This is a genomic window from Aurantiacibacter aquimixticola (assembly GCF_003605475.1).
Lineage (GTDB): Bacteria > Pseudomonadota > Alphaproteobacteria > Sphingomonadales > Sphingomonadaceae > Alteraurantiacibacter > Alteraurantiacibacter aquimixticola_B.
The window spans coordinates 285,353-305,943 of record NZ_RAHX01000001.1 but is presented as its reverse complement, the minus strand read 5'-3'; the positions used below and the strand labels follow the sequence as shown (position 1 = coordinate 305,943).

Sequence of the window (20,591 nt, the reverse complement as noted above, 5' to 3'; positions counted from 1 at the left end):
CGGGAGCCGACGATGCCTTACGATCCCCCACCAGAGCTTGCCGGCCTCTCCCTGGCCCAGATCGCCGAGCAGGTCGCGGCGCGAAACCTGCCGCCGCTCGACACGTGGGATCCGCCCGAAACCGAACACAGCGGCATGCGTATCACCGCCGATGGGCGCTGGTTTCACCGCGATAGCCCGATCACCCGCCCCGCCATGGTGCGCGCATTCGCCAGCCTGCTGCGGCGCGAGGATGACGGGCGCTATTTCCTCGTCACCCCGCATCACAAGCAGGCGATCGATGTCGAGGATGCCGCCTTCATCGCCGTCGACTGCAAAGCCGATGGGGATGCGCTCGCCTTTCGCCTCAACACGGACGAGCTGGTGCTCGCCGGGCCGCACAATCCGCTGCGCGCGCAAGGCGATGCCGATACACCCGCGATCTACCTCTCCGTCCGCCACGGCTGCGAAGCGCGGCTGGACCGGTCCACCTGGCTGCAACTGGCGGATATTGCGTTGGCCGATGGCGGCGATCTTTCGGTCGGCAGCCAGGGCGCGACTTTCGCATTGCGCCCGGCATGAGTGACCTGTTCGACCGCGTTGCGCAGCTGTTCGAGGACAATGCGCAAGTCGGCACGGTCGGGCTGCGCGACGACAGCCAGTGGGCCCCTCAACCCTTGCGCGATGCGGCCGTGCTGATGGCTGTGACGGACGCGCCCGAGCCCGGGCTGCTCCTTACGCATCGCCCGAAAACGATGGCTGCGCATCCCGGACAAGTCGCCTTCCCCGGCGGCAAGCTGGAGCCTGGCGAGGATGCCATCGCCGCCGCGCTCCGCGAAGCGGAGGAAGAGCTCGCCATTCCGCCCGCCATGGTGCGCGTGGTTGGAAGCGCGCAGGCTTTCGCAACCGGCACCGGCTTCAATCTGACGCCCGTGCTGGGCGTCGTCCCGGCAGGCCTTCCGATCACGCCCGATCCGCGCGAGGTGGATGGCTGGTTCGAGGCACCGCTGCGCTTCGTGCTCGACAGGCGCAATCACGTGCGAAAGATGGGCAATTTCGGCGGCTTTGAATTGCCCTACACGGAAATCACGTGGGAGAGCCATCGCATCTGGGGCATCACGGCGGGGATCATCGCCAACCTCTCTCACCGGCTGGTGTGGGAAGACTTGCTCGGATAGAGGCGGCAGGCCCGAACAGGACGGAATTGCATTGGCGACCACTTTACCAAAAGCAGACTGGACCCAGCGCGAAGACCTCGCGCGGCTGGTCGCTGCGCTGGGCGCTGAGCATATGCGCTGGGTCGGCGGCGCGGTGCGCGACACCTTGCTCGGCGACGAGGTGAAGGACATCGACGCCGCCACCACGCTGCATCCGGACACAGTCATCGAGCGACTGGAGGCAGCCGGCATCAAGCCCATCCCCACCGGTATCGATCACGGCACGGTCACTGCAGTGCTCCCCGGAGGGAATGTCGAGGTGACGACGCTGCGCAAGGATGTGGCCACCGATGGCCGCCGCGCCACCATCGCTTTTGCCGAGGACTGGCGGGACGATGCCGCGCGGCGCGATTTCACCATCAATGCGCTCTACGCCCATCCTGATACGCTTGCGATCGACGACTACTTCGGCGGGCTGGACGATCTCCAAGCGCGCCGCGTTCGCTTTATTGGCGATGCGCGCGAGCGGATCCGCGAAGATCACTTGCGCATCCTGCGCTATTATCGCTTCCAGGCCCGCTTCGGCGCGGAGCTCGATGACGAAGCCGAGCAGGCATGCGCCGAACTGGCACCGACCATGAAGGGTCTGAGCCGCGAGCGCGTGGCGATGGAATTGCTGGCGATTCTCGCCCTGCCCGATCCGGCTGAAACGCTGCGGCGCATGCATGATCGTGGTGTGCTCGATGTCATCCTGCCCGAAAGCGGCGATGCCCAGCTGGATGCCCTCGGCGCGCTCATCGCGCACGAGCAGGCCGAAAATGCAGCCCCCTCGCCCCTCCGCCGTCTCGCCGCTCTGCTGCCTGCCGATGTCAAGCTGGCCGATCAGGTCGCAGCGCGGCTGCGTCTCTCCAACAGCCAGCGCAAGCAGCTTGCGCGTCTAGCCAAGCGGAGCGGAGCGCCCGAAAGGCCGCATGCCCTCGCCTATCGCGAAGGCGTGTCCATGGCGCGCGACCTGCTGCTGCTCGATGGGCAGACGACCGCGCCGCTGGCTGGTTGGAAGCCGCCCCGTTTCCCGCTGAAAGGCGGTGCCATCGTCGCGCGCGGTGTGGGAGCAGGGCCGGAAGTCGCGCGAATCCTGCAAGTGGTGGAAACCCGCTGGATCGCGGAAGGCTTCCCAGATGCCGCGCGCGTCGATCAACTGCTCGAAGACGCGCTGTCGGATTGAGCACGCCCCTTCGCACACGCAGCATAAAGGGTTGAAATGCCGCACTGCGCCATGCAGGTAGCGTTCATGGGGATGTGCTACATACCCAATTGACGGGAACGCGGGCCTTCGGGCTCGCGGAGTGTCTACCCCAGCCGGGGTGTGCCGCCCGTTCGACAGATTTCCGACCATGTCGGGGTTACATGAACTACGGAGCCGTTCGCGCAAGCGCGGCCCGGATGAAGGGAAAGATTTGCATGAAGCGTTTCGCTCTTACCGCCGCCACCATCGCCGCTTTCGCCGCCGCTCCCGCGGCGGCGCAGGATGCCGGCGTTGCCATCGTGGGCAATGACGATGCCGAGATCGGCACCGTTCTTTCCAATGACGGCACCACCGTGGTGGTCGATACCGGCACCCACCAGGTTCCGCTCGGCACCGAAGCCTTTGCCGAGCGCGAAGGCGTGTGGACGCTGAACACGACCAAGACCGAACTCGACGCCGCCTTCGGCCAGCTCGTTGCCGAGCAGCAGGTCGCTCTCGAAGCCGCGCTGGTTGTGGGCGCCGAGGTGAAGACTGCCGACGCGCAGGCGCTCGGCACGATCGACGAGATCAACGACAATGGCATCGTGGTGACGCACATGGACCAGCCGATGAACCTGCAGCGCGACATGTTCGCGCTCGACCAGGACGGCGCGTTGATCGTCCTCGCCGAAATGGCCGCGATCATGGAAGCGCTGGCGGCAACCGCCGGCTAAGCCATAACCCGAGCCAATCGGGTCGCAAGGAAGGACCGGCGGAGCGATCCGTCGGTTCTTTTTTGTTTGTTTTGATTGTTCGTTTTGCGAAGCCGCATCCGCGGCTTCGTCCTCAGCGCTGATCCCTTCGCTACGCTTCGGGGCGCCTGCGGGCGGGCGTTGGCCTTTGCCTCGCTTCGCTCGGAGCTCCGCAGACTCCTTGTGAAGAAGCGCTGATATCGACGCTTCGGCGACGACAGCGCGCGAATTGCGCGCCCGCAGCTGCCCCGCAGCCGGAACGACGTCCCGGCGGAGGGAATAGCAGCGAGGATGTCCGCGCGGATGCGCAGACTCAAAACAACCAATCCTAAAACCGATTGGTTTTAGGAAACCCCTGCGGCGGCAATCTGCCCGCCGCGCCGCGCGCGACTTTCCACATGCCGATCTCGTTTTCCGTGCGGGTGCGGTCGCCCTTGCCGCCCATCGCCCAGCTCAGCCCATCGGCCAGCGTGAAGGTGGTGGCATCGGACAGGCCGCCATCGCGGTAGCGTTGCAGCGTCACGCCTTGCCCGCGCGTCATCACCGGCATTTCCTCCAGCGCGAAGACGACGAGCTTGCGGTTCTCACCGACCACGGCGACATGATCGTGACTGTCCTCCACGGGCCGCGCGACGGTGAGCTTCGCATCGCCCTTGAGGTTCACCACCTGCCGGCCCTTGCGCGTTTCGGCGAGCAATTCGTCCGTCACGGCGACGAAGCCCTTGCCCAGCGTGCTGGCGAGCAGCACCTGCCGGTCCTTCGCGTGGACGATCAGCGCGATGATCTGCGCGGCGGCATCGATGTCGAGCGTGTTGCGCACCGGCTCCCCGAAACCGCGTGCCCCGGGCAGCTTGTCCGCGCCAAGGGTGAAGAAGCGGCCATCGTCGCCGACCAGCAGCAAGCGGTCGGTGGTCTGGCAATGTACCGCAAAGGCCGGTGCGTCGCCTTCCTTGTATTTGAAATCGCCTGCGCCATCCTTCCCCAAATCGACATGCCCCTTCGCCGCGCGTACCCAGCCCTTCTGGCTGAGGATGACGGTCACCGGCTCCTTCTCGATCATCGCATTGGGATCGAACTCCACCGTGGGCGCAGCTTCGGCAATCGTGGTCCGCCGCGCGCCGAGCGCCGTGTCGGGCCCATATTCCTTGCGCAGCGCCGCCATATCTTTCTTCAGCCGAGTTTTCTGGCGCGCCGGGCTGGCGAGCAGCTTCTCCAGCTCGTCCTGCTCCTTCAGCAACTCATCCTTCTCGGTGCGAAGCTGCATCTCCTCCAGCTTACGCAAGGATCGCAGCCGCATATTGAGGATCGCCTCGGTCTGCCGGTCGGTCAGGCCGAATTCCTTCATCATCACCGGTTTGGGCTCGTCCTCGGTACGGATGATCTCGATTACGCGGTCGAGATTGAGGAAGGCGATGATATAGCCTTCGAGGAGCTCCAGCCGATCCGCGATCTTCGCCAGGCGATGCGTTGTGCGGCGCTGGAGGATCAGCGTCTGGTGCGTGACCCAGTTCTGCAACAGCTCCTTCAGCCCCATTACCATCGGCGTGCGCGTATGGTCGAGCACGTTGAGGTTGAGGCCGAAACGCGTTTCCAGGTCGGTGAGTTTGTAGACGCTTTCCTTCAGCAGTTCCGGGTCGACATTGCGGCTGCGCGGGACGAGCACGATGCGGACGCTCTCGTCGCTTTCGTCGCGCACGTCCTCCAGGATCGGCAGCTTCTTGTCGGATATGGCGGCGGCGATCTGCTCGATCAGCTTGCCCTTGGGCACCTGGTAAGGAATCTCGCTGATGACGAGCTGGTAGCCCCCGCCTTTCTGCCGCTCGATCCCCGCTTCGCTATCCTCCGCACTTTCCGCCTCCGGCGCATGAAACCGGCCACGTACGCGGAAACTGCCGCGGCCCGTCTCGTAGGCGTTGGAAATGGCGTCCGGCCCGTCCACCACCAGCCCGCCGGTCGCAAAATCCGGGCCGTGGAACACCGCCATCAGCTCTTCGTGGGTGACGTCCTTGTTGAACAGCACCAGCTCGGCGGCATCGAGCACTTCGGCGACATTGTGGCTGGGAATGGAAGTCGCCATGCCCACCGCGATCCCGCTTGCGCCATTGGCCAGCAGGTTCGGGAACAGGCCGGGCATAAGCTCGGGCTCCTCCTCCTCGCCATTATATGTCGGGACGAAATCGACCGTGCCTTCGTCCAACCCAGCCATCAGCTGCATAGCGGTGCGGGTCAGGCGGGCTTCGGTGTAGCGATAGGCAGCGGCGTTATCGCCGTCGATATTGCCGAAATTACCCTGCCCCTCCACCAGGGGATAGCGCAGCGTGAACGGCTGGGCGAGGCGCACCATCGCATCGTAGACCGCCGTGTCGCCATGCGGGTGGTACTTGCCGATGACGTCGCCCACCACGCGGGCCGACTTCTTGAAAGCGTTTTCCGGCGCGAGGCGCAGCTGCCGCATCGTCCATAACAGGCGGCGATGGACCGGCTTCAGACCATCGCGCAGATCGGGCAGCGAGCGCGCCGTGATCGTGGACATCGCATAGACCAGATACCGTTCCGAAAGCGCGCTTTCGAAGGGTTCGCGAATGATGCCCTGCCCGTCATCCTCCGGGCCCGCAATGTTGTTCTCGGTCTCTGCCATGCGGCTCGCCCTATCACCGTCACGGCCCACCGGACAGCGCGGAACGCAGCGATTTCCCCATGCGTTATCGGATCAAGGAAACTCTCAAGCGAAGGAATTTGCGACATGCCGCAACGCGTAATGATTTTGGCCACCAACGGCTTCGAACAGTCGGAACTCGAGCAGCCGAAGGCAACGCTCGAAAAGAACGGTTACGAGGTGGTCGTCGTCAGCCCGGAAGAGGACAGCATCAAGGGCTGGGACGATGGAAACTGGGGCGACAGCGTCACGGTCGATCTGACACTGGCCGAGGCAGAGGAAAGCGATTTTGACGCGCTCGTCCTGCCCGGTGGCCAGATCAATCCCGATATCTTGCGGATGGAAGACAAGGCCGTCCAGCTGGTTCGCGATTTCGACGCGGCGGGCAAGCCGATCGCCGCGATCTGTCACGGCCCGTGGATGCTCGCCGAAGCGGGCATCATCGATGGGCGGAGAGTGACAAGCTGGCCCTCCATCCGCACCGATCTCGAGAATGCGGGCGGCGACATCGTGGATGAGGAAGCCGCAGTCGATGGCAATATCATCACCAGCCGCAACCCCGACGATATCCCCGCTTTCTGCGAAGCAATCATGAGCCAGCTGGAGAAGCAGGCCGAAACCGAAAACGAAATGGAAGCTGCCTGATCGGGATATTCCCCTTTCCCTGATATCGGGCTTTGCATGGCCCCGCCGCTGAAGAAGCGGTGGGGCCTTTTGCGTTCCGGGACCGGACCCATCGCAGGATTCGTGCATTTGGCGGGCAAGGGGAATTTCATGACACGCATCGCCGCATCGTTCTTTGCCGCAGTCGCGCTGGCCTTGCTTGCGGCCATATCGATACCTCTCGCCGCGCAGGACGATCGCGACGTGGCCGCCGCGCCGGATCCGTACGTTTACGAAGTCGACACGCTGGAGAATGGCGAAGCGCCGGGTGACAATCCGCTCGACCTCGAAACACCGCGCGGCCTTGTCGAAAGCTTCATGGCGGCAGGCGAAGTGGAAGACTGGCAGACAGCGGCTGCAGCGCTCGACTTCGACGCTCTCGACGATCCCGATCAGACCGCGCGCGAACTCTATGCCGCACAGCTTTACGATCTGCTCCACCGCTCGGTCTCCATAAGCTGGACGGACCTGCCCGATCGCCCCGACGCCGTCGATACGCAGAGCAGCAAGGACGACCCGATGGCGGGGACGCCGCGCCGCTCGCTCACCGTGGCGCGGCTCGCGCTGAACAGCCGCCTATACCCCATGCGCATCGCTCGCCTGCAGCCCGAAGGCGGCGAGCCGGTGTGGGTTTTCAGTCGCCAGACGGTGGACAATGTTCCCGAGCTCTATGGTTATTACGGACCGACAGGCTTCGAGCGCGCCCTGCCCGACTGGGCGCGAAAGCAGGCATTCCTGACGCTGGCCTGGTGGGAAGTCGTTGCACTGCCGATCATCCTGCTGGCCGGCGGATTGGCCGCGGCGCTCACTTACAAGGCCATCTCGCGGCTGCGGGAAGGTGTGGAAGGCGATACCAAGCTCGGCAGCATCCTTTCCGCCGTCCATATCCCGCTCACGCTGCTGGCTTTTGCCGGGACGATCGCGCTTGTTCGCGCGACCTTCTTTCGCCTCTCAGGTCCAGTGCGCGACATTCTCGACCCGCTGCAATTGCTGCTGATCGTCTTTGCGGTGATCGGCATCGTGCTTTCCGTGATGGAGGCGCTGTTCGATCTTGCCACAAGCCGCCGCTCAGCCAAGTTGGAAGCGCCAGAAAATTACGAGGATCGCAATTTCTACACCCGGCTCAGCGCCATTCGCCGTATCATTACCGCGATCGTGATGCTCGGTGGCGTGGGCTTCCTGCTGGTGGCGAGCGACCTCTCGACGACGCTCGGCTTCTCGATCATGGCATCGGCGGGCGTGCTCGGCCTCGTGCTGGTATTTGCCGGGCGCAAGGCGCTGGGCGACATCATGGCGAGCGTGCAAATCGCTTTCGCCCAGACCGCGCGGATCGGCGATGCGATCCATTACGATGGCAAATGGTGCTATGTCGAAAAGATCGGTTTCACCCATTTGCGGCTTCGCACTGCCGATGAAAAGCGGCTGATCGCGCCGGTCAGCGACTTTACCGATGACAGTTTCGAAAACTGGACGCGGCAGGATGCCAGCCTGATCGTGCGCGCCGAGTGCGAATTCGACAGCCGCGCCGATGTCGCGAAGCTCCGCGAGGAATTCTGCGACTTCGCCAAAGAGGACGACGGCGTCATCGACGTGGAAGACGCCGCGTGCGAAGTCATCAGCCACGATGCCCAGGCGATGCGGGTGCGTTTCCTGGCACGGGCATCTGATCCGAAGAGCGGCTGGAAGCTCGAATGCCGCATCCGCGAACACATGCTCGCCTTTGCTGCGCGACTCGACGCTTCGGCGGAGCGCGATATCGGCCCAGCCTTCCTGAAACGGGAGCGCGAAGTGCGGGTGGACCAGCCGCGCGACTAAGCGGCTAACATACTGAATTACGGAAAATATCAGCAGCTCCGGCCGCTCCGGCGCGCGATGGTGCTTGCCATTTTGCCTCGCTTGCCTCAATTATGGCGACAATAAGGCAAAAAGGAGGCCAAAATGCGGCAGAGGATTTTCTTAAGTGGCGTAGCGGTGGCGTGTCTGGCTCTTGCGGCGTGTAGCGAGCAGGCCGAATATGGCGATAGCGTCGACATGGCCGAGACCGACGTGGCGGCTGAAAGCGTGCTGCAGTACGAAGCCGCCAGCGCCCCGCCTGCATCAGCCGATATCGCCACGCTGGAAAGCCGACCGGACATCCCGGTCAATCTTCCGAAAATGTCTTACATTTACGAATACGGCTTTCGCCTTCCCGCCGAAGACATTGCAGACCTGCAATTACGCCACGCCGACATGTGCGAGGCTCGCGGACCTTATGTTTGCCAGATCGTCTCGCAGAGCCATTCCGGCAGCGTGGAGGACGGTTACGCGTCGGGCAGGCTCGAACTCGCGGTGATAGCAGACCAGGCCCGAAGTTTTGGCTCCGACCTCAGCGGCGCGGCGGAAACCGCGGGCGGCGAGCAGGTGACGCATGCGATCACAGGCCAAGACCTCTCGAAGAATATGATCGACACCGAGGCGCGTCTGCGCAGTCGCATCGCCCTTCGCGATCGGATGATGGACGTGCTTCGCACCCGCAATGGCAGTGTCGAAGAGCTGGTCGAGGCCGAGCGCTCCGTCGCGCGCATCAATGAAGAGATCGACCAGGCGCGCAGCTGGCTGGAGGAAATGCGCGGCCGCGTCGCCTACACGCGGATCAATATCGACTATGCCAGCGCCGCCGCTCCCGCGACGACGAGCGAGATACTGGCGCCCGCCGCCAGCGCCATTTCGTCCATCGGGACGGTCCTGGGTTGGATGCTGGCCTTTGCCATCGTCATCGCGACGATCGGTCTGCCAGTTGCTGCCGGTGTGTATGGCGTGCGCTGGGCAAAGGCCCGGCTGAAAGGGCCTGCCGAGGCTTAGAAGCCCCGCGCGTCGACGCTGTCGGACGGGATGCTCACGGTCAGGCCGTCGAGCGTCTCGTCAAGCAGGATCTGGCAGGAGAGGCGGCTGGTGGCCTGCACGTTTGCGGCAAGGTCCAGCATGTCCTCTTCCTCCTCGCTCGCTTCGGGCAATTTGCCGAACCAATCGCGCGCGACGATCACGTGGCAGGTGGAGCAGGCCATCTGCCCCTCGCATGTTCCCTCCAGAGGCATGCCTGCACCCTGTGCCACGCGCAGCAGATCTTCGCCCGCAGTGGCTTCGGCTAAGACCCTGTCCCCGTCGCGCGTGATGAATTGGACCTTCACTGGCTGTTCGCCGCCTTGAGGATTTCGCCGACACCCTTTTCCAGGTCCTCGCGCGACGTATAGCGGCCCCAGCCGATGCGGATGGAATTCTTCGCCGCTTCGTCCGATAGGCCGATGGCTTTGAGCACCTGGCTCGGCTTGCCCGATCCGCTGGCGCAGGCGCTGCCTGCGGAGAACATGACATTGCGGCAGTCGCTCATCAGGCGCGAGACATCGAGGCCCTTGCGCCGGACGTTGAGATTGCCGTGCCAGCGCGTGTCCTCATCCCCGTTGAGCGCCCAATTGCTGGCAAACATGTCGCGCGCCAGCGTCCACAGATCCTCGTGATGCTCGGCGTCCTGCGCCATGCGATCCTTCGCTTCCTTCGCCGCCGCGCCGAAGCCTGCGCAAAGCGCCGGACTGAGCGTGCCGGATCGCACCCCGCCTTCCTGAAGGCCGCCGGTGATCTCCGGCCTGAGCTCGATACCATCGCGCACCCAGAGCGCGCCGATGCCCTTCGGGCCGTAGATCTTGTGTGCGGAGATCGCGATCATGTCCGCGCCCGTCACCTCGATCTTGCCGTAGCTTTGCACCGCATCGCACAGAAACAGCGCGTTTTCCGCCTTGGCCTTGCGATGCCATTCGACCGTCGGCTGGATCGTTCCGATCTCGTTATTGACTTGCATCACGCAGACCAGACGCGTGTCTTTCGGCAGCGACTGGTTGGTGTTGCACTGTCCATTCGCGGCGACGTTAAGGACGTGGCGCTTGCCCAGCGTCTCGGCGGTGTCCCACACCGCTGAATGTTCGATGCCGGAGACGGAGATCGCGCCGCCTTCCCCACCGCGCCCGCGCGTTCCGCGCATGGCCAGATTCAACGCCTCGGTCGCGCTGCCGGTGAAGATCACGCGGCCACCGGCAGGCAGCAGCGCCGCCACCTGATCGCGCGCGAAGTCGATGGCCGCAGCCGCCTGCCTGCCCATGCGGTGCGGGCTGTGCGGATTGCCGAAGCCGCTTCCATCCGCTGTGTCGAGCCACGTCATCATGGCGTCGCGGGCTTCGGGTGCAAGCGGCGTGGTCGCCTGATGGTCGAGATAGATCATGCCAGTCCTGCCCAAGCGTGTGCGAAGGCATCGAGTTCCTGTTGCGTTGTATTCCAGCCAATGGAAACCCGGATCGTGCGCGCTGCAAGTGCGTCCTCGAGGCCCATCGCGCCCAGAACGTGGCTGGTTTTCATCGTGCCGCTGGAACAGGCGCTGCCCTGCGACACTGCAAGACCCAGCATGTCGAACCGCATGACCTGCGCCGTCGCGCTCATGCCGGGCATGGCGAGCGCCGCGACATAGGGTGTGGGGTCGGCCAGCTGGTCTCCCAGCCATGTGCCGCCCAGATCGCGCACGGCTCGCGCCAGGGGATCGAAGCTGGCCGCCGAGTAGTCGCCCCCCACCGCGTCCAAAGCTGCCGCCATGCCGAGTGCGCCCGGCAGGTTCTCCGTACCGCGCCGATAGCCACGCTCGTGTCCGCCGACCGGCTTCAGCATCGCATGATCGCGCACCAGCAGCGCGCCCATGCCGATGGGGCCGCCGAACTTGTGCGCCGAAATTATGGCCATGTCGCAGGGCGGGAGCGGCATCTTTCCGGCGCTTTGCGCGCAATCGGCAAGCAGCAAACCTCCAGCCTCGCCGACGACATTTGCGATGGCCGCGAGGTTCTGCCGATTGCCGGTCTCGGAATTGACATGCTGTACGGCCACCAGCGGCCGCTCTCGTTGCACGGCCTCGGCGAGCATTTCCACATCGAGCGCACCATCAGGCCGCACAGGCAGCCGCTCCGCGTCGGGTACGGTGCCGAGGATGCAGTCATGCTCCACCGCGCTCACCAGCCGCGCTCCCGCCTTTGCGTGGTGCAGGGCCAGCGCCGCCGCCTCGCTTGCGCCGCTGGTGAAGATCAGCTCCCCCTGCCATCCCAGCGCGCCCTTGCAGCGATCGCGCGCATCTTCCAGCGCCGCGCGCGCCTTGCGCCCCTCGGCATGCGGGGAAGACGGATTGGCCCACATAGCAAAGCCCTCCTCCACCGCGCTGCGCGCTTCAGGGCGCAGCGGGGAAGTCGCGGCATGGTCCAGATAGATACGGGTCATGGAAAGGAAATTGCGAAACGCGGCATTATGCCTATATAGCCGCCGACTTCCGCCGCGCCAGTCGCGCGAGAAACCACACACTGCCAAGGCCAAACCCGCCCATGCCGCACGTTATTTTTCCCGGCCCCGAAGGCCGCCTCGAAGGTCGTTTCAGCCCCGGTCCGCGCCCGCGCGCACCCGTCGCCATGATCCTGCATCCGCATTCCCAAGGCGGCGGCACGATGAACGACCGGATCGTGCAGAGGCTTTACAAGACCTTTGTCAATCGCGGCTTTGCGACCTTGCGCTTCAATTTTCGCGGCGTGGGCCGCAGCCAGGGCAGCTTCGACAATGGCATCGGCGAGCTTTCCGATGCGGCCAGTGCGCTCGACTGGGTGCAACAGATTCATCCCGAAGCGCAGGTTACGTGGGTCGCGGGCGTCAGCTTCGGCGCGCTGATCGGCATGCAGCTGCTGATGCGCCGTCCGGAAATCCGCGGCTTCATCTCCATCGCGCCCCCTGCGAACATGTACGATTTCAGCTTCCTCGCCCCCTGCCCCGCATCGGGCATCTTCGTCCAGGGCACCGCCGACACGGTCGTGCAGCCGCAAGCGGTCGAGAAACTGGTCGAAAAGCTGCGCACGCAAAAGCATATCACGATCCATCATGACGAAATCCCGCGCGCGAACCACTTCTTCGAGAACGAGCAGGACGAGCTGATGAAGTCGGTCGACAATTATCTCGACTTCCGCCTCGATCCGAGCTGCCCGATTACCTGACCGGCGCGCGTCGGACAGCGATTTCTTAAGCTTTTCTGCGGCTTGCAGCGTGATTTTCCGCGCAGGCTTGCCTTTGCGAAAATCTCTCGCTAATGTAACAGTATAACATGCCTCGCACGAGCGGGTCGCAGCAAGAGGAGAGTTCGTCATGTCCTATGCCAATGCTACACCTGATGCAGGTGACAGGGCAAAGGCCGCCGTTTCGGTGATCGCCATTCACGCCTTGCTGGGCGCGGGGCTCGTCACCGGCCTTGCCGTGACCGGAGTGATCGCGCCGCCGACGCCGGAATTCACAGGCACCGTGGTGGTCGAGCCATTGCCGCCGCTCCCGGAAGAAACGCCCGAGACGCCGCCCGAGACTTCGCAGCCTCCCTCCACGGTGACCGCGCCCAAGCCGCCCATCATTTTCGACAAACCCACGAATATCCCGGTGGAGCCGATACGCGATTTGCCGACGGAGACGGTGCGCGTGCCGGTGCCGAAGCCGATCCCGACTGCGGAACCCGGCCCGGTCATCACGCCAAGCCCGGCGCCGTCCTTCACGCCGGTCGGCGCCGTGCCGCGCAACGGCCCCGCGGGTTGGATCACCAATGACGATTATTCGAACAGCGATCTGCGCCGCGAGCGTGAGGGCACGGCGCGCTATCGCCTCGTCATCGGCAGCAATGGCCGGGTGAATAGCTGCGAGATTACGCAGAGCACTGGTCATTCGAGCCTGGACCGCGCGACGTGCCGCCTCATCCAAAGCCGCGCGCGTTTCGATGCGGCGACGGACAGTTCGGGCGCGCAGGTGGTCGGCACGTATAATGGCAGCGTGCGCTGGCAGATACCTGAGTAGGCTACTCCTCCCCGGAGGCGGCGGCGTCGGCCAGCGACCCGCCGCTTTCCGTGGGTGCCAGCCAGATCGCGACATTGGCGACCATCACCAGCGCCAGGATACCCATCAGCACCGCCTGCTTGCGATTGCCGCGCTTCAGCAGGAAGACGGCCCCCGCGATCAGGGCCAGCGCGGTGAGGATGACGAGCGAGACGATCAGGTCGAACATGGCGGCGGTGTAACGCGCACGCGCGCTTGACGGAAGCCACGGCTTGGGCGACCACTCCTGTCATGCACAACATCACAGACCTGTCGCTTTCCCGTCGCTCCTTTGTTGGAGCGCTCGGCGCAACCACCGCGCTCACCGTCCTGCCCGGCTGCGCGACCGTGCCTGCCTCGGCCAGTCAGTTCACAGCGGAAGCACTGCTCGATCAGTTCGCGTATAATCTGCTGAGCCACGAGCCGCTGCGGGCGTCGAGCCTCGGCGTCGATACGGGCGATTACGCAGCGCTACGCAGCCGTCTCGGCAATTCTTCCGAAGCCGGGCAGGAAGCCTATGCGGCAACCTTGCGAAACGATCTCGCCCGCGCCCGCGCTTTCGACAAGACCGCACTCGATCCCGCAACGCGCACCAGTTTCGAAGTGGTCGAAAGCGCCTATGCGACAGCCATCGAAGGGTTCGACCTGCCCTTTGGCGACATCCCTGTCGGCAGCTGGCGCACCGCGCCCTACCCCGTCATCCAGAATGTCGGCGCCTATATCGACCTGCCGCGCGCGCTCGATTCCGATCATCCCATCCGGGACGAGGCCGATGCCGAGGCATATGTGTCGCGGCTGGAAGAGATACCCGGCGTGCTTGCCGGCGAATTGTCCCGGATGCAGGCGGCGCGCGCCATGGGCGTCGTCCCTCCCGACTTCCTGCTCGCCCGCGCAATGGACCAGATGGAACGGCAGCTGACCGATGCAATGAAAGGCGGCGCTCTGGTGGAATCGCTCGTGCGCCGCACCAATGAAGAGGGCATTGCCGGAGCCTGGCAGGCGCGCGCGCAGGATATCGTCACCGGCCAGGTCGCGCCCGCTCTCGAGGCGCAACTGGCCGAGCTCCGCACACAAGCCGCGATGGCGGATAGCGCGCCCGGCATGTCGGCCCAGCCCCACGGAGAGGACTGGTATCGCTGGAGCCTGAAGTCCTCCACCACCACCAACCTCTCACCGGATGAGATTCACCAGCTGGGCATCGACACGCTGGCCGATATCCATGCCGAGATGGACCCGATCCTGCGCACGCTCGGCTATACCGAGGGCAATCCGGGCCAGCGCATGATCCAGCTGTCGCAGGACGACCGGTTCAAATTTGCAGAGGGCGATGCGGGCCGCGCGGAGATCATGGAATTTCTCGAGCAGCGCATCGAATATATCCGTGGCCAGATGCCCCGCGCCTTTGCCCGCGTAGTGGACCCCGAAGTGCAGGTGAAGCGCATTCCACCGAACGAGGAGCTTGGCGCGCCCACCGCCTATGGCGGCGCTCCGGCGGTCGACGGATCGCGCCCCGGCACCTTCTGGATCAATCTGCGCGATACCGATCTGCATCGCCGTTACGACTTGCCGACGCTTACCCATCACGAGGCGATTCCTGGCCATGTGTGGGAAGGCGAATATTCGAACCAGCTGCCGCTTATCCGCGCGATCCTCGCCTTCAATGCCTTCTCCGAAGGCTGGGCGCTCTACGCCGAGCAGCTGGCGGTCGAGCTAGGCGCCTACGATGGCAATCCGGCGTGGAAGCTCGGCTATTTGCAGGCGATGGCGTATCGCGCGATCCGGCTTGTGGTCGATACCGGCCTGCACGCCAAGAACTGGGAGCGGCAGCGGGCGATCGACTATTTCCACACCAATAGCGGCGTCGGCGTGGCGGAGACGACCAACGAGATCGATCGCTATTGCAGCTGGCCCGGCCAGGCGACCGGCTACATGGTCGGCAAGCTCGAAATCCTGCGGCAGCGCGACATGGCGAGCCGGGCGCTAGGCGGCGCCTACGACCTGCGCGATTTCAACCTCGCCGTGGTCGAAGGCGGCAACGCCCCGCTCGATGTGCTTGGTCGCAATGTCGAGCGGTATATCGGCCGCCAGAGCGGTTAGCGCTTCGCCATTGCGCCGATGATCGAGCCGAGGATCCCGCCGAGCGGGCCCGCGCCTGCGCCGCCGGGCGTGCCATCGCCCTGCGTCGCCTGCTTGGCGAGATAGCCCGCCACCGCCATCGCCAGGATCGGCAGCATTTTCTTCAGCAGCCCTTCGTCCAGCCCGGTGACGGAGGCGACTTCGCCTGCGACCGAACGGCTGACATCCTTGTTCCCGAAAATTGTGCCGAGAATGTCGTTGCCCTGCTGAACCGGCGTCGGTTTGGTGCCGAGCACCGCGTCGAGCAAACCGCCGCCGCTGGCACCGCCACCACCAAGGATCGCGCCGGCCAGCCCGCCAAGGCCGCCCAGCGCATCCCCGCCCGCACCGCCGGTGGAGCTGCGCCCCATGCCGGCGACGATGGCAGGCAGCAGCGCACCGGCGCCTACGCGCGCGGTCTGCTGATCGATATTCAGCTCTCGCGCCATGCTTTCGATGACGCCGGTCTGCTGCAGGATGTTTGCGAGGCTCATTACTTCTTGCCGAACAGGCCGCTGGCCATGCCGGCGATGTCGTTCAGCGGATTGCCGTCATGATCCTTGTCAAGCATCTGCATGAAGCCGGTCAGCGATCCTTCGCCGCCCACATGCTCCATCACCTGGCTTAGCATGCCCTTGTCGAGACCGCTCTTGTCGGCCGCGACGTCAAGTGTATCGCCCTCGGCCTGATGTCCTTCGGTCAGCGCGGCGATGGCCTTTTCCGCATCTTCCTGATCGATGCCCATCTTCTCCGCCATGTTCTTGACGGTGGGGTGATTGTGGGCGGCGTTCTTGATCTGGTCGAAAATACTCATCGGTCGTGTCTCCTGAATGTCTGCCGGATTGACGTTTGTGCGCGCGAATTGTGCCGAGAAAAAGCCCCGCTCCGGTCGCGAAACCGGGCGGGGCTCTCCTCTCCAAACGTAAGGCCTTGAAATCAGGCGGTCTGCGCTTCCACACCGGGCGCGGCCTGGCGCACGCCCTCGTCGACATGTGCGGCAAAGGGCTGGAAATTGTCCACGAAGAGCTGGACGAGCTTTTCGGCCTGACGATCATAGGCTTCCGGATCGTCCCAAGTGCTGCGCGGATCGAGAATGGACTGATCGACGCCCGCCGCGGCCAGGGCCGGCACGCTGACCGGTACGTCGAAGCCGACATTGGGATCCTTGCGATACTGGACCTTATCCATTTTGCCGTCGAGCGCTGCGTTCAGCAGGGCGCGCGTCGCCTTGATCGGCATGCGGCTGCCCGTTCCGTATTTGCCGCCTGTCCAGCCGGTGTTGAGTAGCCAGCATTGCACACCGCCCTTGGCGATGCGCTCTTTCAGCAGATTGCCATACACGCTCGGATGGCGCGGCATGAACGGCGCACCGAAGCAAGTGCTGAAAGTCGCTTCCGGCTCGGTCACGCCGATCTCGGTGCCCGCCACTTTCGCGGTGTAGCCCGACAGGAAATGATACATTGCCTGGTCCGGCGTCAGCCGCGCGATCGGGGGCAATACGCCGAATGCATCGGCGGTCAGCATCACGACATTGCTCGGCACGGGCCCAAGATTTTCTTCCGACGTGTTGGGAATGAAATCGATCGGGTAGGCCCCGCGGCTGTTCTCGGCGAGCGAGTTGTCGTCGAAATCGAGCTCGCGCGTGTCCGGGTCCATCACCACGTTTTCGAGGACCGTACCGAACATCTTCGTGGTCGCGTAGATTTCAGGCTCGGCCTCTTCGCTCAAGCGGATCATCTTGGCGTAGCAGCCGCCTTCGAAATTGAAGACTGCGGTGTCGGACCAGCCATGCTCGTCATCGCCGATCAGCGTGCGGCTGGCATCGGCGCTCAACGTCGTCTTGCCCGTGCCCGACAGTCCGAAGAACACCGCCGTCTTTCCGTCCGGCCCCACATTGGCGCTGCAATGCATCGGCATGACGCCCTTTGGCGGCAGCAGATAATTGAGAATGCCGAAGACGCTCTTTTTCATCTCACCGGCGTAATGCGTGCCGCCGATCAGGATCAGCCTTTCCGACAAGTTGACCGCAATCACAGTTTCGCCGCGCGTTCCGTGACGGCCGGGGTTCGCCTTGAAGTCCGGCAGGTCGATTACGGTGTATTCGGGATCGAAGCCCTCGAGCTCCTGAGCCGTCGGGCGGCAGAGCATCGTGCGGATGAACATATTATGCCAGGCGAATTGATTGATCACCCGCACGCGTACGCGGTGCTCCGGCTGGGAGCCGCCGAACAGATCCGCGACGTAGAGCGTGTCTTTTTCGCCCAACGCCGCCATGAAGTCCGCTTTCAGCGCGGCAAAGTGTTCGGGCGACATGCTGGCATTGTTGTCCCACCACACCGTGTCCTCGGTCTCCCCATCGCGCACGATGAACTTGTCTTTCGCGCTGCGTCCGGTGTGCTTGCCCGTCTCCACGACGAGCGGGCCATGCTTGGCGAGCCGCCCTTCGCCGTTGGCGATGGCGTGCTCGACCAGCGCGGCGGTGCCGAGATTCGCGTGGATGGTGGCGGCGGTCGCAATGCCTTGATCGGACAGCGAAACGGAAAGCGGAACGGACACGGAAACAGTCTCCTCGGAACGCGGAATCACAGAGCTACGCATTCGTATGCGTGACTTTTCTTCGCCGCGCATAGGGGCCTGAATTTGCCGCGTCAATTTGCTGGACGCGCCAGATCACAATCATCACGACATGTTATCGTTCACATGCAGGCAGACCGGTTTTCCGGTGGGATTGCTGCGTGCGGCGTTGTGAAAACCGCCGCGAAAAGTTACGCCCGTTCACATCACGATGACGGAACCGAATCACGACACCATGCAGGATGGCGAAAGCGCGCCCGACGGGCCCGTGCCCGGCGAACACCAGCGGGTGATCGCGCTGGTCGATGACGACCGCAACATCCTTACCACTCTTTCCATTGCGCTGCAGGCGGAGGGTTACGCCACACGCGTCTACTCCGATGGTGAGGCGGCGCTGGCGGCCCTGCAAACCAACCCGCCAGACTTGGCCGTGTTCGACATCAAGATGCCGCGCATGGACGGCATGGAATTGCTGCAGAAACTGCGCGCCACGTCCGATCTTCCGGTAATTTTCCTTACGAGCAAGGATCAGGAAGAGGACGAGGAAGCCGGCTTGGCGATGGGCGCGGACGACTACATCGCCAAGCCTTTCAGCCAGCGCCTCCTGCTCGCTCGCATCCGCACGATCTTGCGCCGTGCCGCGCCGCTGGAGGAGGGGCACGAGCCTGCCCCGCCCGCTTCCGGTGAAGACAATCCAAGCGCAACGGACATGATCGTGCGCGGTCGCCTGTCGATGGACCCGGCGCGCCACCAGGTGACCTGGGACCGGCGCGCGGTAAGCCTGACCGTCACCGAGTTTCTCATCCTCGAAGCATTGGCCCAGCGCCCCGGCGTCATCAAAAGCCGCAACCAGCTGATGGATGCCGCCTACCCGGACGATGTGTTCGTCGACGATCGCACCGTCGACAGTCACATAAAGCGCTTGCGGCGCAAATTCCGTAGCGTCGATCCCGAATTCGGCGCGATCGAGACGCTTTACGGCGCGGGTTACAGCTTCTCCGATGGCTGACAGCGGCGCGGCGGCAAGTCGACTGGAGCGGCTCGCTTTTCCATTTGGCACGTCGCTCACCAAGCGTATCCTTGCCGTTAATCTGATCCCGTTGCTGGTGCTGGCGGGCAGCCTGTTCTTCCTCGATTCCTACCGCCGCCAGCTGCTCGACGAACGTTTCAAGCTGGCTCGCATCGAGGCGCAGATCACCGCCGAGGCGCTGGCGGGTGCGACGGGAGAGCGTCAGGAGGCCCTGCTCAGCCAGATCGGCCGCGAACAGAGCATGCGACTGCGCATGTACGATCCCGAAGGTGAACTGATCGCGGACAGCTTCGATCTGGACGAGCCCAGCTTCACCTTCGACGATCCGATAGCCGAGCCGTTTCTCGAAGACCTCGCTCGCTGGACGGACAATGCCGTCAACGTCGTGGTCGGCGCGCCATCTGCGCCCGCATATGTCGAGCCGGAAGACAGGGGTGCCGACGCCTGGCCGGAAGTCGCGCGTGTGCGTCAGCAGGGTTTGTCGCAGATCGAGTTGCGCCGCGCGCCGGATGGAACGCCAGTCATCAATGCTGCCGCGCCAGTTGGGGTGAACGGCGCCACGCTGCTGACCACGCGCAACGCGGTCGACATCACTCAGGCCGTCCGCTCCGCGCGCACCAGCCTCATGACGATCATCCTCCTCGCGCTTCTCGTCTCGACCGTGCTCTCTCTCTACCTCGCCAGCACGATCATCGACCCGCTGCGCCGCCTCGTCCTTGCCACAAGCCGGGTGCGGCAGGGACGCTCCCGCGAGGTAGAAGTGCCGCGAATGGACGAGCGGCGGGACGAGATTGGCCTGCTCGCCCGGGCGGTTTCGGACATGACCGCCACCTTGCGCCATCGCATCGACGCAGTCGAAGCATTCGCCGCCGATGTCGCCCACGAAATCAAGAACCCGCTGGCGAGCTTGCGCAGCGCGACAGAATCCCTGTCCAAGGTCGAGGATCCGGAGGTGCGCGCGCAATTGGTCGATGTCGCGGCCCACGACGTGCGCCGGATAGACCGGCTGGTGACCGAAATCTCGGAAGCAAGCCGCATCGATGCCGAACTCAGCCGCGCGACGTTCGCAGCGGTCGATCTGGCGGAACTGTTCATCAACGTCGTCGCTCGCAAGCGCGATCGCGGCGAAACCGGCACTTGCGAAGTGGACGTGCAGCAGGGCGATGGATCACCGCTGGTGATGGGCGTGCCCATACGGCTGGAGCGCGTTGCGGAAAACCTGCTCGACAATGCCGTCTCCTTCTCGCCGGAAGGCGGGCGCATTTTGATCCGCGTCGAGCGCGGCGACGACCGTGTCCGCGCCAGCGTGTGCGATGAAGGCCCGGGCATTGCGGAAAGCGAGCGCGAAAAGGTCTTCCGGCGCTTTCATTCGCAGCGACCGGAGGACGAGGATTTCGGCAATCACAGCGGCCTCGGTCTCGCCATCGGACGCACGATCGCCGAAGCGCATGACGGCTCGCTCAGTGTGGATCAAAATCCATGCGAACTGGGCGGTGCGCGGCTGGTCCTCGACTTGCCCGCCGCATGAGTAGGCCGGATGAGG

At 64.2% G+C, this 20,591-nt stretch carries 20 protein-coding genes; 12 read left to right on the top strand and 8 right to left on the bottom strand.

Translation table 11 applies throughout. The features are described 5' to 3' along the window. The first annotated feature begins 12 nt into the window (after positions 1-12). The 4 genes from D6201_RS01560 to D6201_RS01545 all read left to right on the top strand — a co-directional run bounded on the left by D6201_RS01560 (position 13) and on the right by D6201_RS01545 (position 3,095). Complete coding sequence (locus D6201_RS01560; protein WP_120047107.1) at positions 13-561, top strand: DUF1285 domain-containing protein; 549 nt, start codon at positions 13-15, stop codon at positions 559-561. Continuing rightward, positions 558-1,157: a CoA pyrophosphatase gene (locus tag D6201_RS01555; protein ID WP_120047106.1), complete on the top strand. Its 600-nt coding sequence runs from the start codon at positions 558-560 to the stop codon at positions 1,155-1,157. Before D6201_RS01560 ends, D6201_RS01555 begins: the two co-directional genes overlap by 4 nt. Before the next feature lie 31 nt (positions 1,158-1,188). Next, entirely contained in the window at positions 1,189-2,361 is a 1,173-nt protein-coding gene (locus tag D6201_RS01550; protein WP_120047105.1) for a CCA tRNA nucleotidyltransferase, read from the top strand. 236 nt (positions 2,362-2,597) lie between these two features. Then, positions 2,598-3,095: a hypothetical protein gene (locus D6201_RS01545; RefSeq protein ID WP_133303917.1), complete on the top strand. Its 498-nt coding sequence runs from the start codon at positions 2,598-2,600 to the stop codon at positions 3,093-3,095. A 346-nt stretch (positions 3,096-3,441) separates the two neighbouring features. Here the strand turns inward: D6201_RS01545 and parC are convergent, their stop codons facing one another. Continuing rightward, complete coding sequence (gene parC / locus D6201_RS01540; RefSeq protein WP_120047103.1) at positions 3,442-5,751, bottom strand: DNA topoisomerase IV subunit A; 2,310 nt, start codon at positions 5,749-5,751, stop codon at positions 3,442-3,444. A gap of 105 nt (positions 5,752-5,856) precedes the next feature. Here parC and D6201_RS01535 point away from each other — a divergent pair, with 105 nt between their 5' ends. From D6201_RS01535 to D6201_RS01525, 3 genes are all read left to right on the top strand, one after another. Beyond that, the gene (locus tag D6201_RS01535) at positions 5,857-6,414 is read left to right on the top strand and encodes a type 1 glutamine amidotransferase domain-containing protein (RefSeq protein WP_120047102.1); all 558 of its coding nucleotides are present in this window, start codon (positions 5,857-5,859) and stop codon (positions 6,412-6,414) included. Between the two features lie 129 nt (positions 6,415-6,543). Next, positions 6,544-8,247 carry a mechanosensitive ion channel family protein gene (locus D6201_RS01530; RefSeq protein WP_120049128.1) on the top strand — a complete coding sequence of 568 codons (1,704 nt, stop codon included), beginning with the start codon at positions 6,544-6,546 and terminating at the stop codon, positions 8,245-8,247. Positions 8,248-8,370: 123 nt separating this feature from the next. Continuing rightward, entirely contained in the window at positions 8,371-9,273 is a 903-nt protein-coding gene (locus D6201_RS01525; protein ID WP_120047101.1) for a DUF4349 domain-containing protein, read from the top strand. On the opposite strand, the gene D6201_RS01520 is transcribed toward D6201_RS01525, so the two are convergent. From D6201_RS01520 to D6201_RS01510, 3 genes are read right to left on the bottom strand one after another with little or no spacing between them, the layout of a single operon-like run. Further along, positions 9,270-9,599: a 2Fe-2S iron-sulfur cluster-binding protein gene (locus D6201_RS01520; RefSeq protein WP_120047100.1), complete on the bottom strand. Its 330-nt coding sequence runs from the start codon at positions 9,597-9,599 to the stop codon at positions 9,270-9,272. The genes D6201_RS01525 and D6201_RS01520 overlap by 4 nt on opposite strands. Further along, positions 9,596-10,681, bottom strand: a complete 1,086-nt coding sequence (locus D6201_RS01515; protein WP_120047099.1) for a cysteine desulfurase family protein — start codon at positions 10,679-10,681, stop codon at positions 9,596-9,598. Before D6201_RS01515 ends, D6201_RS01520 begins: the two co-directional genes overlap by 4 nt. Continuing rightward, positions 10,678-11,715, bottom strand: coding sequence for a cysteine desulfurase family protein (locus D6201_RS01510; protein ID WP_120047098.1), 1,038 nt, complete (start codon positions 11,713-11,715; stop codon positions 10,678-10,680). The genes D6201_RS01515 and D6201_RS01510 overlap by 4 nt, the downstream gene beginning before the upstream one ends. 101 nt (positions 11,716-11,816) lie before the next feature. On the opposite strand from D6201_RS01510, the gene D6201_RS01505 reads away from it, so the two are divergent. Then, positions 11,817-12,473, top strand: a complete 657-nt coding sequence (locus D6201_RS01505) for an alpha/beta hydrolase (protein WP_120047097.1) — start codon at positions 11,817-11,819, stop codon at positions 12,471-12,473. 148 nt (positions 12,474-12,621) lie between these two features. Continuing rightward, complete coding sequence (locus tag D6201_RS01500; protein WP_120047096.1) at positions 12,622-13,311, top strand: energy transducer TonB; 690 nt, start codon at positions 12,622-12,624, stop codon at positions 13,309-13,311. A gap of 1 nt (position 13,312) precedes the next feature. Here the strand turns inward: D6201_RS01500 and D6201_RS01495 are convergent, their stop codons facing one another. Continuing rightward, the gene (locus D6201_RS01495) at positions 13,313-13,519 is read right to left on the bottom strand and encodes a hypothetical protein (RefSeq protein ID WP_120047095.1); all 207 of its coding nucleotides are present in this window, start codon (positions 13,517-13,519) and stop codon (positions 13,313-13,315) included. A gap of 62 nt (positions 13,520-13,581) precedes the next feature. On the opposite strand from D6201_RS01495, the gene D6201_RS01490 reads away from it, so the two are divergent. After that, positions 13,582-15,426 carry a DUF885 domain-containing protein gene (locus tag D6201_RS01490; RefSeq protein WP_120047094.1) on the top strand — a complete coding sequence of 615 codons (1,845 nt, stop codon included), beginning with the start codon at positions 13,582-13,584 and terminating at the stop codon, positions 15,424-15,426. On the opposite strand, the gene D6201_RS01485 is transcribed toward D6201_RS01490, so the two are convergent. From D6201_RS01485 to D6201_RS01475, 3 genes are all read right to left on the bottom strand, one after another. After that, positions 15,423-15,938 (bottom strand): DUF937 domain-containing protein, encoded by a 516-nt coding sequence (locus D6201_RS01485; protein WP_120047093.1) that lies wholly within the window; start codon positions 15,936-15,938, stop codon positions 15,423-15,425. The two genes, D6201_RS01490 and D6201_RS01485, sit on opposite strands and share 4 nt — an antisense overlap. Then, positions 15,938-16,258 carry a hypothetical protein gene (locus D6201_RS01480; protein WP_120047092.1) on the bottom strand — a complete coding sequence of 107 codons (321 nt, stop codon included), beginning with the start codon at positions 16,256-16,258 and terminating at the stop codon, positions 15,938-15,940. The genes D6201_RS01485 and D6201_RS01480 overlap by 1 nt, the downstream gene beginning before the upstream one ends. A gap of 122 nt (positions 16,259-16,380) precedes the next feature. After that, entirely contained in the window at positions 16,381-18,042 is a 1,662-nt protein-coding gene (locus D6201_RS01475) for a phosphoenolpyruvate carboxykinase (RefSeq protein WP_120049127.1), read from the bottom strand. Between the two features lie 211 nt (positions 18,043-18,253). On the opposite strand from D6201_RS01475, the gene D6201_RS01470 reads away from it, so the two are divergent. Both D6201_RS01470 and D6201_RS01465 read left to right on the top strand, forming a co-directional pair. Next, complete coding sequence (locus D6201_RS01470) at positions 18,254-19,027, top strand: response regulator transcription factor (RefSeq protein ID WP_120049126.1); 774 nt, start codon at positions 18,254-18,256, stop codon at positions 19,025-19,027. Then, the gene (locus D6201_RS01465; protein WP_120047091.1) at positions 19,020-20,576 is read left to right on the top strand and encodes a stimulus-sensing domain-containing protein; all 1,557 of its coding nucleotides are present in this window, start codon (positions 19,020-19,022) and stop codon (positions 20,574-20,576) included. Before D6201_RS01470 ends, D6201_RS01465 begins: the two co-directional genes overlap by 8 nt. Positions 20,577-20,591 lie beyond the last annotated feature (15 nt).

Bases quoted from the DNA above. Each gene is read 5' to 3' on its own strand.
- D6201_RS01480 (WP_120047092.1), bottom strand. From the start codon at position 16,258: ATGAGTATTTTCGACCAGATCAAGAACGCCGCCCACAATCACCCCACC.
- D6201_RS01485 (WP_120047093.1), bottom strand. From the start codon at position 15,938: ATGAGCCTCGCAAACATCCTGCAGCAGACCGGCGTCATCGAAAGCATG.
- D6201_RS01510 (WP_120047098.1), bottom strand. From the start codon at position 11,715: ATGACCCGTATCTATCTGGACCATGCCGCGACTTCCCCGCTGCGCCCT.
- D6201_RS01475 (WP_120049127.1), bottom strand. From the start codon at position 18,042: ATGCGTAGCTCTGTGATTCCGCGTTCCGAGGAGACTGTTTCCGTGTCC.
- D6201_RS01490 (WP_120047094.1), top strand. From the start codon at position 13,582: ATGCACAACATCACAGACCTGTCGCTTTCCCGTCGCTCCTTTGTTGGA.
- D6201_RS01470 (WP_120049126.1), top strand. From the start codon at position 18,254: ATGCAGGATGGCGAAAGCGCGCCCGACGGGCCCGTGCCCGGCGAACAC.
- D6201_RS01525 (WP_120047101.1), top strand. From the start codon at position 8,371: ATGCGGCAGAGGATTTTCTTAAGTGGCGTAGCGGTGGCGTGTCTGGCT.
- D6201_RS01515 (WP_120047099.1), bottom strand. From the start codon at position 10,681: ATGATCTATCTCGACCATCAGGCGACCACGCCGCTTGCACCCGAAGCC.
- D6201_RS01560 (WP_120047107.1), top strand. From the start codon at position 13: ATGCCTTACGATCCCCCACCAGAGCTTGCCGGCCTCTCCCTGGCCCAG.
- D6201_RS01545 (WP_133303917.1), top strand. From the start codon at position 2,598: ATGAAGCGTTTCGCTCTTACCGCCGCCACCATCGCCGCTTTCGCCGCC.
- parC (WP_120047103.1), bottom strand. From the start codon at position 5,751: ATGGCAGAGACCGAGAACAACATTGCGGGCCCGGAGGATGACGGGCAG.
- D6201_RS01535 (WP_120047102.1), top strand. From the start codon at position 5,857: ATGCCGCAACGCGTAATGATTTTGGCCACCAACGGCTTCGAACAGTCG.
- D6201_RS01530 (WP_120049128.1), top strand. From the start codon at position 6,544: ATGACACGCATCGCCGCATCGTTCTTTGCCGCAGTCGCGCTGGCCTTG.
- D6201_RS01465 (WP_120047091.1), top strand. From the start codon at position 19,020: ATGGCTGACAGCGGCGCGGCGGCAAGTCGACTGGAGCGGCTCGCTTTT.
- D6201_RS01555 (WP_120047106.1), top strand. From the start codon at position 558: ATGAGTGACCTGTTCGACCGCGTTGCGCAGCTGTTCGAGGACAATGCG.
- D6201_RS01500 (WP_120047096.1), top strand. From the start codon at position 12,622: ATGTCCTATGCCAATGCTACACCTGATGCAGGTGACAGGGCAAAGGCC.
- D6201_RS01495 (WP_120047095.1), bottom strand. From the start codon at position 13,519: ATGTTCGACCTGATCGTCTCGCTCGTCATCCTCACCGCGCTGGCCCTG.
- D6201_RS01505 (WP_120047097.1), top strand. From the start codon at position 11,817: ATGCCGCACGTTATTTTTCCCGGCCCCGAAGGCCGCCTCGAAGGTCGT.